Here is a 13,414-nt window from a genome sequence, read left to right as displayed (position 1 = left end):
TAAGGAGTCATGTTTTGGACCATTTTGGACGCTTGTTGAAGCAAGCCAATAACAATATGATGCGCCACTTTGATCAGTTTGCTAGGCAATATGATTTGACTGGAAATCAGATGGCCATTATCGATTTTATAACCAATCATGCTAATCATGAGGTATTTCAACGTGACATTGAGCACGAATTTGAGATTCAGCGTTCGACAACGACAGTTCTCTTACAGCGGATGGAGAAAAAAGGCCTTATCGAACGACATATCTCAGCGAAAGACGCTAGGCAAAAAGCGGTTGTTTTAACGGATAAGGCGGTAAAAATCGCGTCTGCCTGTCAATCCTATCTTCGTAAAGAAGAGGAAGAGTTTGCCCAGCAATTTTCAGCTAAAGAGAGAGAAATCTTTCTCAAAATATTACAACACTATCGTAATCTTTAAGTTTATCTAGGAGGAACAAATACTCATGTCAGAAGAAAAAATCTCCACCAAGATCCTGTGTGTCATCTTTGCGACAGGAATCCTTTCTTTTTGTGGAGTGGCTGGTGAAACAGCTATGAATATCACCTTTCCTGTATTGATGAAGGCATTTTCGGTTAATACGTCAACAGTACAGTGGGTTACAACCATCTACCTATTAGTCGTTGCTTGCGTGGTGCCCTTATCTGCCTATCTCAAGCGCTCGTTTAAGATGAAAACCATCTTTCTGGTCGCAAACCTTTTGTCTATTTTAGGTGTTCTCATTGACTTTATAGCGCCTAGTTTTAGCTTTGTTGTTTTGGGACGATTGGTTCAAGGGATGGGTGTTGGTTTTGCTCTACCTCTCATGTTTAACATCATTTTGGAGCAGGTGCCAAGTCGTAAGATTGGTCTCATGATGGGAGTTGGGACACTGATTACAGCAGTTGCACCGGCGATTGGACCAACTGTTGGTGGACTTTTGACAGCGCATTTTGGTTGGCGTTCTATCTTCCTCATTCAGTTTCCTATTCTCTTGGCTTCACTGATTGCAGGGCTTCGCTCGATTGAGCAAAAGAGTGAGGTTAAACGTGAATCTTTAGATATCCTCAGTCTAGTGGCTACCATCTTTCTTTTCTTGGGCCTGATTTTAGGTCTTCATGGGGTTGCTGAACATGCCTTCTTCAGCTTCTCAGTCTTAGGTTGGCTTTTGATTGGAATCTTAGGTCTTGCCATTTTGATTTGGCGTTCTACAACATTAGAAAATCCCATCATCAACCTCTCTATTTTGAAAAATCGTAAACTGACAGGTCATATCATCGCTTTCTTTTCTTTCCAATTGGGTTCCCTTGCGATGAGTTTCCTCTTGCCAAACTATGTGCAGTTGGTTAACCACTCTAATACCACTCTTGCAGCCTTGATGCTCCTCCCAGGAGCTATCATTGGTGCAGGATTTGCTCCGTTTTCGGGTATCATTTTAGATAAGATGGGAGCTCGTAAACCAATTCTGATTGGAGCAAGCCTTATTGTTCTTGCTCAGTTGCTATTTAGCTTGTTTGGCCTCTCCCTTTCAAATACTTTGATTCTCGCCTTTTACATGATTTTCATGACGGGACTTGGGGTTGCCTTTGGTAATGTCATGACCAATGGACAGAAACAACTGTCGCTTGATCAACGAGCCGACGCTAATGCCATCTTTAACACGCTCCAACAATTTGCAGGAGCAGTGGGAACAATACTAGCATCTCTAATTGTTGCTATGAGTCAAGCTAACCACAAGATTGACTTTGCACGAGCAACGGCTCAAGGTAGTCGAAATGGCTTTGTGGTCCTATTTGTTTTGGCTATTTTCCAACTCCTTGTCTTAGTTAGTGTTGTTAAAAAGAATGATTAATAACAAGTTTGAAGCAAAGGAAACATGCTTTCCCTTGCTTTTTCTTTCCTTAAATGAAATACTAATCTTATTGCAAATTTTAGTATTATGTTAAGGTTTATGACTTATAATAAACTTAAAGAATAAACCAGTCTTCGATCAAGAGGATAGAAGAAAGGAAAGACCAATGTCTTTACTCAAGAAAATTCGTCCCGAACAACCACTAAAGAATCTGAGGTGGTTTGATATCGGTATTGTTACGCTCATTATGTTTGGACAGTTTATTGTCCGTTCAACACAAATATATTTGGCAAGTTTGGCTCCAAGCGTTTCCACAGCAATCAGTGAGACTTCAACAAATACAGCCAGTGAAGGAGCAGGCTATTCAAGTAATTTCACCTTGCAGATTATTCTCCTAACCTTAGCGATTATATATCTCTGGATACGTCATTTTGACTTTAAACAATTACCTATACGCCTAAAGTGGTCTGTTCTCTTTTGGGTACCCTTTATTTTCGCTATCTCAGGTCTATTTGCCGATATGGTTAGCACCTTGTCAGGACAGTATAATTATTTTAGTCCTCAAGTTTTAGCCTATATTAATCCTATGGCTGTTATTGATAAGTTTATGGCTTTGTCACCTATGGCCATTGCTTACGGACTGCTTAATGGTTTCTACGAGGAATTTTTCTTCTTAGGGCTCTTGACCTCAGTAAAGGACAAGTATAAATGGTGGGTCTTGCTCTTTTCAACCATTGTCCGTGTGTCCTTCCATACCTATCAGGGCATGCTATGGGCTCTGGTTATCGGTGTGGTCTTTGGTCTACTTTATTATTTCCTTTATAAATACAAGGTCAAAAACTTGCTTCCATTCTTCCTCATGCATGCCTTGGCGGATATGTTTGGCTCGAGTCTCATTTATCTCTTGGTAAACTGGAATTATTAGTAAAACAACTCCCTTCGTTTATGAACTGCACCCCAAAAGTTAGACAGAAAAAATCTAATTTTTGAGGTGTTTTTATTATGAAATTAACTTATGAGGACAAGATTCAGATATATGAACTGAGAAAACAAGGGAGAAGCTTCAAAGAGCTTTCCAAAAGATTTGGTGTGGATGTTTCTGGACTAAAATATATGGTGAGGTTGATTGAACGTTACGGAATAGAAATCGTCAAAAAAGGGAAGAATCGTTACTATTCTCCCGAATTAAAGGAAGAAATAATTAATAAAGTGTTGCTTGAAGGTCGTTCACGAAAAAGTGTATCTTTAGATTATGCTCTACCCAATCCTTCTCTGTTGAAAAATTGGATAGCACAATACAAGAAAAATGGGTATACTATTGTTGAAAAAACAAGAGAGAGAGTACCTAAAATGGGACGTAAACGTAAGAAAACTTGGGAAGAAATGACAGAACTAGAACGACTCCAAGAGGAGAATGAACGCTTACGTACCGAGGTGGCTTACCTAAAAAAGTTAAAAGAACTAGAAGACAGGGACGAAGCCTTACAGCGAGAAAGGCAGAGACAATTAGAGAAATGGTCACAGGAGGATTTCGACTAGATTTACTTCTTGAAACGGCTGGTTTAGCTCGCTCAACTTACTACTATCAGTTGAAACAACTAGATGGATTTGACAAAGATAAAGTGCTTAAAGCTGAAATTCAATCAATTTATTGTGAGCATAAAGGAAATTACGGCTATCGTCGAATGACTCTTGAATTGAGAAATCGTGGCTTCATGGTAAATCATAAGAAAGTGCAACGTCTGATGAAGGTTCTTGGTTTAAGTGCTCGAATTCGTCGTAAACGTAAGTATTCTTCATATCAAGGAGAGGTTGGTAAGAAAGCAGAGAATCTCATTCAACGCCAGTTTGAAGCATTAAAACCAATGGAAAAGTGCTACACAGATGTGACAGAGTTTGCCATTCCAGCAAGCAGCCAAAAACTCTATTTATCACCAGTTTTAGATGGTTTTAACAGCGAAATTATCGCCTACAATCTTTCTACTTCGCCCAACTTAGCACAAGTAAAAATGATGTTGGAACAAGCCTTCACAGAGAAGTGCTATGAGAAAACTATTCTACACAGTGATCAGGGATGGCAATATCAACATGATTTCTATCATCATTTTTTAGAGGAGAAAGGAATCCAAGCCTCCATGTCACGTAAAGGCAATAGTCCAGACAACGGCATGATGGAATCCTTCTTTAGCATTCTTAAGTCTGAGATGTTTTATGGTTATGAGAAGACGTTTAAGTCAATTGAGCATTTGGAACAAGCTATTGTAGACTATATTAATTATTACAATAACAAACGCATTAAGATAAAACTAAAAGGACTTAGTCCTGTGCAATACAGAACTAAATCCTTTGCTTAAATTATTTGTCTAACTTTTTGGGGTCAGTACATTAAGTACGAGGGGAGTTTCCTTTTATTGTTAGATGTATCTTAATTAGCTTAGTATTATCGCTTTTAATTTAATAGTTCTTGGAAGAAGTTTTCTACCTCAGGATGAAGATTAGTTTCCTTAAGTGTAAGTAGTGAAACATAAAGCGACATGCGTTCCTCTTTAACCATTGGGATAGAAATTAAATCTTTGTCTTCCTTTGTTATAGCGATTTCAGAAAGAAGACTGATACCAATTTTTTTACGAAGGAGTTGCTTAAGCAAATTAATATCATCTGTTTGAAAGAATGGTGTTGCAGCATGATGATATTGATTATTCAAATGTTGAAAAGCTTTTAGATGAACAAAATGTTCGTCTAAAATAATAAAATTTTCATTTAGAACATCAGAGAAAGCGATAGCTTCCTTATCTGCCAATGAGTGGCCTGAAGGTAGAATATAATAAAGATCACTTGTCATAAGAGTTTTAACTGAAAATCGTTTATCGATAATCGGTTCTAAGCTTCCAATAAAACTGGCATCTAGTTCTCCCTTAGACAAGAGGTCTAGAAGTTCAATAGAACCTTCTTGTATAGGGTGAATGTTTCGAAGTGCTGAGACATTTTCAATAAAAGCAGGCTCTTTACGAACAAGATAGTCAATAATAAGAGGCGGAAACCCAATTGTATCATAGGGAGAAATGCTTCGAAGTATTTCTTTTTGGGCACCTTGTATTTCTGGAAGAGCTTTCTTTACATGTCGTAACAATATATCACCTTGTGGAGTTAGCTTAAATGTCCTATGAGAAGGATCATGCACAAGTAATTGGCAATGAAACTCCTTTTCTAAACGTTTAATGGCATAAGAAATAGATGGTTGACTCACCCCGTTTTTTCGAGCTACTTCAGTGAAAGATTGCAAGTTGCTTAGGTCATAAAAATAGTATAAGTCTTTAAGATTCATAAAATCACACTTTCAAAAAATTGTTAAAAAGAGTTACATAGACAAGGCTAGATGAGATGATAAGTAAATATTATCCGTAGTGATGTGTTTGACTATAACTTTTTTATTAGGTTAGAATATGATGATGAGTCAGGAGATGATTATAGGTTATCAAGAATATCTTCAAAAATAGCTAGGATTTTCTCCCTTTTATCAACAGGAACTTGTTTCAGCTTCATGTTAACTCTTTTCAATGAGAGATTATCGGTTTGGTCAGTGGTGGGCTCGAGGCTATTGAAATTGAAAAAGTCCTCTGGTGTCAAGTTTAAGGCGACAATCACTTTTTCTAGACTGTGAATGGTCAGATTCACATTTTGGTTTTCTAATTGATTGATATACTTGAGTCCGAGTCCTGCCTGTTCCGAAAGTTCCTCCTGGCTCATTTTGTTTTGTTTACGAAAATATTTCACTTTTTGTGAAATATATTTTTGTAGATAATTATTAGTTGTCATATAAACAGAATACAAGTTTTAAATGACAAAAATAACTTTTTAAACAATACAAAGTATACTATAAAATCCATATTGTTGTTTATTAGTTCAATATGCTAGTCTCTATTAGTACCATCACAATTGTTGCTACTATACAGCCTGTAAAACAAATGTGTTATAGGGTTAGGCACAGATAAAGTGGTTGTCCATTTGTATCTGGAGGAAAGATGATAACTGGTTGTATAGTTGATTCTGTCATAATTCTTTTTGCCCATTATAACATAAAAGAAATGAGTGGACACTATAAAGCACATTGTTCTTTAAAACGACTATTTTAAGTAGTATAATATAAGTAAAAAGGAGGTTGCATTATGACTGCACATGATATTTTAAACAACCCTTTCCTCAATAAAGGTACTGCCTTTACCTTAGAGGAGCGAAAGGAACTAGGCCTTATTGGTTTACTGCCACCGTATGTTCAAACGATTGAAGAACAAGCGGCGCAAACTTATGCACAAATGCAAACAAAAGCCAATGATTTGGAAAAACGTCTTTTCCTAATGGAAATTTTTAATACCAACCGAACTCTTTTCTATTACCTCTTTTCTCAACATTTGGAGGAATTTAATCCAATTGTATACGATCCAACCATTGCAGATACCATTGAAGGCTATAGTGACCTCTTTGTAGATCCACAATATGCGGGATATCTTGATATCAATCATCCTGAAAATATTGAAGCCACTTTGAAAAATGCTGCCGGGGATCGCGAGATTCGCCTCATTGTTGTAACAGATGCAGAAGGAATCCTTGGAATCGGTGACTGGGGAACAAATGGTGTCGATATTTCTGTTGGGAAATTGATGGTCTATACGGGTGCTGCTGGAATCGATCCTTCTATGGTCCTTCCTTTAGTTATTGATGCAGGGACTAACCGTGAAGAACTTCGTAACAATCCTAATTACTTAGGTAATCGTCACGAACGGGTTCGCGGAGATCGTTACTACGACTTCATTGACCAATTTGTTCAAACAGCAGAACGTCTCTTTCCTAAACTCTACCTTCACTGGGAAGACTTCGGCCGCTTGAATGCTGCCAATATTCTTGAAAAATACCGGAAACAAATTCCAACTTTTAATGATGATATTCAAGGTACAGGAATCGTTACCTTAGGTGGTATCTTTGGTTCACTGGATATTAGTGGTGAAAAATTAACAGATCAAGTTTATCTCTGCTATGGTGGTGGTACTGCGGGTGCAGGAATTGCCTCTCGTGTTCTTCGTGAAATGGTGAGTGAAGGTCTTTCTGAAGAAGAAGCCTATAAACGTTTCTTTATGGTTGATAAACAAGGTCTTCTCTTTGATGACATGGATGACCTAACTCCTGAACAAAAACCGTTTGCTAAGAAACGTGCTGACTTTAGTAATGCAGACAAGTTGACTGACCTGCTTGAAGTAGTGAAGACTGTGAAGCCAACCATTCTAGTAGGAACTTCGACTCAGCCTAATACCTTCACTAAAGAAATAGTAGAAGCTATGTGTGAAAATACAGATCGTCCGATGATCTTCCCTTTGTCAAATCCAACCAAACTAGCAGAAGCTAGTGCCAAAGATTTGATTGAATGGTCAGATGGCAAAGCTTTTGTAGCAACAGGAATTCCTGCTGATACAGTTTCTTATAAAGGTGTCGACTATGTGATTGGTCAAGCCAATAATGCCTTGATTTACCCAGGTCTTGGTCTAGGTATGCTGGCTTCTGAAGCAAGTCTTTTGACTGATGAAATGATTGGAGCTGCGGCTCATTCATTGAGTGGTATTGTCAATCCAGGCCAACCAGGAGCTCCTGTCTTGCCACCATTCAAGTATGTAGCAGATGTTTCTATTAAAGTAGCAGAAGCAGTCGCTAAAAAAGCACAAGAGCAAGGTCTTGCGCGTGCTAAGGAAACAGATATGGCCAAAGCAGTTCGTGATTTGAAGTGGTATCCAGAGTATAAATAATTCATTGCTGCTGTCTATCCTTCGCTAGCGACAGATTTGTATGGGCTGTGGACTTAAGTAATTTAGAAAGGATACCTATGTCACTCTTTTTAACCTCGATTACGAGTATCATTCCGATTATCGCTATTATTGTTTTGGGGTATATTCTTCAGGTGAAGGGATGGTTTGGAGATGACTTTGGACCTAACCTGTCTCGTTTGATCATGAATGTAGCCTTGCCAGCGTCAATCTTTGTGTCGGTGATGAAATACCTAACACTAGATAAGCTAATCAGTCTTTCTGGCGGTCTCCTTTATACATTTGTGGCCTTTATCTTGGGCTATATCGTAGCTTATATTGCAGTTGTGGTTTTCAAGGTTCGTCCAGGACGGCGAGGAACCATGATTAATACCTTTGTGAATGCCAATACTATTTTTATTGGTTTACCTTTAAACGTTGCTCTTTTTGGGGATCAGGCTCTTCCATATTTCTTAATTTACTATATCACCAACACGATTTCCACCTGGACATTGGGCGTGTATTTGATGACGAGCGACAGTAAATCGGGTCAAAGCAAGAAGACAAGTAAATTTGACTGGAAGAAATTGCTACCAGCTCCGCTTGTAGGTTTTCTTGTGGCTCTACTATTTTTGATTCTTCGAATCTCTATTCCAGATTTCGCAACGAATACCTTAACCTATGTTGGAAATATCGTCACTCCCCTATCTCTGATTTATATTGGTATCGTTCTTGCAAAGGCAGGCTTGAAAACTATTACTTTTGATAAAGATACAATTGTCACTTTAGTTGGACGCTTTATCCTAGCTCCTCTGATTATGCTTCTTGTATTGAAGTTCTTTGCACCAAATATGGCGACAGTAGAATTTAAGACCTTTATGATTCAATCCGCTACACCAGCTTTAGCTGTTCTCCCGATCCTTGCTAATCAGGGAAAAGGAGATGTGGAATTCTCTACGAATGTGGTGACTCTAAGTACGGTTCTATTTATCCTTGTTATTCCAATATTACAAACTTTGTTAGGATAAGAGGAAGAGATTGTGAGAACAATTTTGAATGGCGTGAAAAAATGGCAGAGACTTATCAAACTTGTGCTATTTTTATCTATTGCTAGTCTGGTTATTGTAGAGATAATCAGACTTTTTAAGACAATTTCGTTTGATAAGATTGGAGCAATCTTTGGAGAACTCTCTCCAATAAAAGTCATTAGTTTAGCTTTGCTTGGTTTTATGGCTGTTGCACTTATGATATTCTATGATAAAATCTTAAATAAAGAGCTTAATCAGAAACAAAAATTATCTTACTTACTAGAGACAAGTTGGACTATTAATAGCTTGAATAATATGATTGGCTTCGCCGGTTTGGTGGATGTTGGTTTACGATATTCTTTCTATGGAGATGAGGAACGACCTGAAAAAAGTATGCAGGGAATTTCTCGTGTCATACCTTCTTTTATGAGTGTTTTCTCACTGTTTGCACTGTTAAGTTTAGTTTTTATAATTATATTTCCTATTTCAATAGGGGTTCAAAAGTATTGTCCAGCTCTTTTAGGAGCTAGTCTATATCTTCCAATTGTTTTATTGGTTTCAAACAGAAAAAAATGGGCCTATTTTAGTCAACTGAGTGGAAGGACAATTAAATCTTTAGTATTTGCTTCTGGCCTTGATTGGGCTAGCGTATTAAGTTTTTTCTTTTGGTTGGGTATGCTTTAGGCTATAATTTACCAATTTATGATATAATCCTCTTCAAGGGATTTAGTTCTGTGTAAAACGGAGCTAAATCCTTTTTATATAGTAAAATCAATACCATTAGGGTTTGATTTGATTTTTATTAAAAATATGAGATAATAGACTCGGACTAAGTTTAAACAGCAATTTTAGAGGGAGACAATTATGTCAAAACGACTATTATCGAATGAGCCGAATACCCCCAAATCCCTTAAGGAGCTTTTCTGGGAAAATGCGGAAAAAGCTCGTATGGGGGAATTTTGGAAAGATAAGAAGAGTTACAAAGAGCTTTCAGAAGCTACGAGGATTCCGTCAGGAAGCCTTCGGATGCTTTTCATGAACAAGCCTAAGGGAAATATTCCAAAGATTGTAGCCATTACTAACGGTCTGGCCAAGGTGACTGGGAAAAAGATTACACTTGGGAAGCTCTTAGCTCGAGATAATCAGCATGAGGGTTTTGAGTTTCCAAGAGATCCTGATCAGGTCACCCAGAACTTGTGGCACAATATTCGCAAGAAGTTGGAAATCACGGAAGATATGGCTGAGGGGGAAGTCAGAGAACGCATGACAGCCTTTGTAGTCTCATCTGGTATGGCTCAAACCAACTATAATCTGATCAATCAAACAGGAACGGTATCGCTTGATACTTTGGAAAAATTTTCTAAAAGGCTTAGAGTCGAGCCTTATGAATTATTAGCTACCATAAGACGAAGGGAGATTGTTGATAGGAATGACTTCCCTATTCCTAAGGAAAATGTTAGCGACTCCCATATTGATATTGGCAAGCTTAATACTTTCATTAAATCACAACCTTACTCACCAAATGGTCAAGAGGTGGCATCAGCAGACTTAAGCCCACAGAATCTCTATCATTATTATGCCAAGGGAAATGTCGGAGATATGTCCATAAAAACAGCCTATAAGTTTAAAAGACTAGTGGATATTTATGAAGCAGAATATGGTGTTCTTGAACCTTCAAGCAGAGTTTTAGATGTCAAGGAGTTGAAAAAATTCCTTTATAGTGGCATGATTACCGGCTATGCCATTTCTAAGACAGGGTTGATGAATGCGACCAATGGAAATCTCTATATCAAGGGCAAACGTCCTATCGAATCTATGCAACTGGATCGTGCCTTCGGTCTCTATAAACACCTAAAAAGACTGAAAAAGGACTAATAAATTCTTTACCTAACAAAAAGCCCAAATCAATAGTTTGATTTGGACTTTTTGTTTGTCGTTTATCTGTATGACGAATGAGAATAATTTTAGTCGATTTGCGGACTTATCTTACAATTGCTTTGCACGTCCATTTTCATCAAAGTGATAAGTCACACCATTAATGGTACGTGTTTGGTTGGTGACGAGCTCACCAGAGTTTTCATCGTAAAAACGAGTACCCTTGTAGTCTGTAACGAAATCGCCCTTCACTTGTTTACCTTCATAATCGAAGTAGAGGTGTTGACCATTGATGACTTGATCAAAGAGGAGGGCCTTACCATCCTTACCGAAGTAGTACCAGTTGCCCTTCCAATTAACGAATTGGTTAGTTACCGCAGCACCTGTTTCAGCATCGAAGTAGTAGTAACTGTGGATTTTAGGTTCGATGATAGTACTACTAGATGTCCGAGGATATCTAGTAGACTCTTTTTGCTCAGGACTAAGCACTTTATCTTTTGCGAGATAACCAGTAACTAAGCTTGTAGACTCTGTATTATCGAGATAATAGAGTTTCCCATCGATTTCTTGAAGACCGAGAAGTTTATTACCATTTTCGTCAGTATAGTACCAATCGCCACCTACTTGATGGAATCCTTTTTCTCTGACTGCGGCTCCAGTAACTTTATCATAGAAAGGTCCTGAACCGTAAGGTCCAAAAGTACCTCGACGGGCTTGTCCATCTTCATAGAACGAATAGGTTACACCATTAATGGTATGAGAATCAGAAAGTGGTTTTCCATCTTTATCATAATAGAAGAGACCATTATCAACATGAACAAATTGGTTCCGTGGGACATCCTTCTGTTCACCGGTATCCTTATCATAGTAGTGGCCATTTTTAACTACGTTTTTGAATTGTGTTCCGAGGTGGTCGTCAAAGTAGACAGGAACACCATCAATGGTATGGGCACCTTTTAGAATATTGCCTTGCTTGTCTGCATAGAACCATTTGCCTCGAGTTGTAAAGTAACGCCCCTTAACAAGTTCACCAGTATCCTTGTCATAATACTTAACTGGGTTACCAAAGACAACAAAGCTATCATAGAGAACATTAATGCCATCTTCATCTACAAAGTCATCTTTAGCTTGTATTCCAAATACCCTGTCGAAATGCACTTGAGCACCATTGATGATGTGGTCGCCTTTAAGGATTTTGCCATTTGAACCGACATAATACCAATGGTTATTAATATTATGGTAACGATTTTTTTCGAGTGTAATTCTCGCACCAGAGTCTTTATCATAGTAGTAACCGTCGTCTCCAAAATCACCTTTAACTTGTCGCCCATAATAAGAATCAAAGTAGACAGGAACATTATTTATGGTTTGTGAACCTTTTAATGGTTTGCCCTCAGCATCAACATAGTACCAATATTTATCTACATTGACATAACGGTTGGTTACAAGTGCACCAGTTGAGGCATCGTAGTATTTACCATTACCTCCGAAGTCACCTTTCACTTGGGCACCTGTCTTTTTATCGAAGTAGTACTCTTTACCATCAATACGAGTAGCACCCTTCATGGCTACACCTTTTGCGCCAACGAAGTAGCTCTTATCGTTGACTGTTACGAATCGGTTGCTTACTAGCTTACCAGTGTGTTCATCATAATAGCGGTTATCCTTGTCAAAATTCCCTTTTATTTGAACACCATTTTCATCGAAATAGACCTGAGCTCCATTGATGATATGGTTGCCCTTTATAATTTGTCCTCTATCATTGAGATAGTAGCATTTTCCTTTGATTTCAACAAAGCGGTTGGTACCTAAATTGACGAAAACACCATCCTGATCGTAAAAGTGTCCATTAGGAGCAAAGCGATCAATGATTTGAGTCCCAAATTTATCGTCAAAGTAGGATGATCGACGATTAATTCGATACTCACCATACACGGGATTCCCTTTATCATCTAGATAATAGCGTTCATATTGTTTTGTATCGTTGCTGTAGGCAACGATAAATTGATTTTTGAGAAGAGCACCAGAATCTTTATCATAGAAATTTAGTTTTTTAGCATCATTAGGGTCTTTAGCAAAAACGCCTTTAGCTTGTATGCCATTTTCTTTATCGAAATAGACTTGAACCCCATCTATGGTTTGTGGTCCAGTCAGATCCTTACCATTGGCATCTCTGTAATGCCATTTGCCGTTTTGGTCGCTGTAATATTGACCGCCTGTAACGTTTAAGTCCTCATTGATAACAGGAGTTGTCGCAGTTGTTTCACTAGTGGTACTGTCTCTTGTTGAAGCTGTGTGTGCTTCAACGTTAGCTGTTTCAGTAGGTGATTGACTTTCATTAGTGCTTGCTGAAGCCCTTTCTCTAGCGTTTTCCGAACTTGCTAACTCTGGAGCAACTGTTGAACTTTCAGCAGAAGCAGTAGCCTCAATTCCCTTTGTTTCAACTAAATCTGCTGTTGTTTCAAGATTGGCAGTAACACTTGCTGTCGTGTCATTCTTGAGTGTTTCACTAGCAGTTACTTCATCCGCAAAAGCAGCTCCGGCAATAAGTGCAAAACTAGCAAGAGCAGATGCACATGAAAACGCAATCAGATACTTTTTAGATGCGTTTTTTTTGGCCTTATCATTTTTTTCCATAATAAATACCCCCTTTTAATTTATATTATAAGACAATAAGAAAGCCTTTTCAAGATTAAAATGAAAAGGCTTTCTTATAATGTGAAAAGGAGTAGACAAAAAAGAAAAGTATGCTTTTTTATGAATATTAAGTGAGATGTTGCCAGTTCTTACTAAATCCAGGATTCATAAAAAACAAAAAAATCCAGGACCTGAGCCCTGAATTTAGGAGATTATGAAAAAGAAAAGTTTTAGGATAGTTATAGTATA

At 37.9% G+C, this 13,414-nt stretch carries 11 protein-coding genes; 8 read left to right on the top strand and 3 right to left on the bottom strand.

Annotated features, from left to right (window positions below):
• The first annotated feature begins 14 nt into the window (after positions 1-14).
• The 4 genes from BSR19_RS07185 (at position 15) to BSR19_RS07170 (ending at position 4,190) form a co-directional block, all read left to right on the top strand.
• A complete protein-coding gene (locus tag BSR19_RS07185) occupies positions 15-425 on the top strand; it encodes a MarR family winged helix-turn-helix transcriptional regulator (RefSeq protein WP_081372580.1) in 411 nt (136 codons plus the stop codon).
• 25 nt (positions 426-450) lie between these two features.
• Entirely contained in the window at positions 451-1,836 is a 1,386-nt protein-coding gene (locus BSR19_RS07180; RefSeq protein WP_060973012.1) for an MFS transporter, read from the top strand.
• A gap of 166 nt (positions 1,837-2,002) precedes the next feature.
• Positions 2,003-2,761, top strand: coding sequence for a CPBP family intramembrane glutamic endopeptidase (locus BSR19_RS07175; protein ID WP_060973011.1), 759 nt, complete (start codon positions 2,003-2,005; stop codon positions 2,759-2,761).
• A gap of 77 nt (positions 2,762-2,838) precedes the next feature.
• Positions 2,839-4,190 (top strand): IS3 family transposase gene (locus BSR19_RS07170; RefSeq protein ID WP_156246899.1). Its coding sequence is split into 2 segments (ribosomal slippage): positions 2,839-3,289 and positions 3,289-4,190, totalling 1,353 coding nucleotides; the frame shifts between segments, so codons are not numbered across the junction.
• 95 nt (positions 4,191-4,285) lie between these two features.
• Here the strand turns inward: BSR19_RS07170 and BSR19_RS07165 are convergent.
• Complete coding sequence (locus BSR19_RS07165; protein ID WP_060973010.1) at positions 4,286-5,161, bottom strand: LysR family transcriptional regulator; 876 nt, start codon at positions 5,159-5,161, stop codon at positions 4,286-4,288.
• A gap of 140 nt (positions 5,162-5,301) precedes the next feature.
• Positions 5,302-5,652 (bottom strand): helix-turn-helix domain-containing protein, encoded by a 351-nt coding sequence (locus tag BSR19_RS07160; RefSeq protein WP_037598004.1) that lies wholly within the window; start codon positions 5,650-5,652, stop codon positions 5,302-5,304.
• A 350-nt stretch (positions 5,653-6,002) separates the two neighbouring features.
• Here BSR19_RS07160 and BSR19_RS07155 point away from each other — a divergent pair, with 350 nt between their 5' ends.
• From BSR19_RS07155 to BSR19_RS07140, 4 genes are all read left to right on the top strand, one after another.
• A complete protein-coding gene (locus tag BSR19_RS07155; RefSeq protein WP_156246898.1) occupies positions 6,003-7,628 on the top strand; it encodes a malolactic enzyme in 1,626 nt (541 codons plus the stop codon).
• A gap of 77 nt (positions 7,629-7,705) precedes the next feature.
• The gene (locus BSR19_RS07150; RefSeq protein ID WP_156246897.1) at positions 7,706-8,653 is read left to right on the top strand and encodes an AEC family transporter; all 948 of its coding nucleotides are present in this window, start codon (positions 7,706-7,708) and stop codon (positions 8,651-8,653) included.
• A 12-nt stretch (positions 8,654-8,665) separates the two neighbouring features.
• Complete coding sequence (locus BSR19_RS07145) at positions 8,666-9,337, top strand: putative bifunctional lysylphosphatidylglycerol flippase/synthetase (RefSeq protein WP_060973008.1); 672 nt, start codon at positions 8,666-8,668, stop codon at positions 9,335-9,337.
• 180 nt (positions 9,338-9,517) lie between these two features.
• On the top strand, positions 9,518-10,528 hold the full coding sequence (locus BSR19_RS07140; RefSeq protein WP_060973007.1) for a hypothetical protein: 1,011 nt from the start codon (positions 9,518-9,520) through the stop codon (positions 10,526-10,528).
• Positions 10,529-10,639: 111 nt separating this feature from the next.
• Here the strand turns inward: BSR19_RS07140 and BSR19_RS07135 are convergent, their stop codons facing one another.
• Positions 10,640-13,165: a glucosyl transferase gene (locus BSR19_RS07135; protein WP_060973006.1), complete on the bottom strand. Its 2,526-nt coding sequence runs from the start codon at positions 13,163-13,165 to the stop codon at positions 10,640-10,642.
• Positions 13,166-13,414: the final 249 nt, after the last annotated feature.

It is taken from the genome of Streptococcus salivarius (assembly GCF_009738225.1).
Lineage (GTDB): Bacteria > Bacillota > Bacilli > Lactobacillales > Streptococcaceae > Streptococcus.
This window is presented reverse-complemented; position numbering and strand designations above follow the sequence as displayed.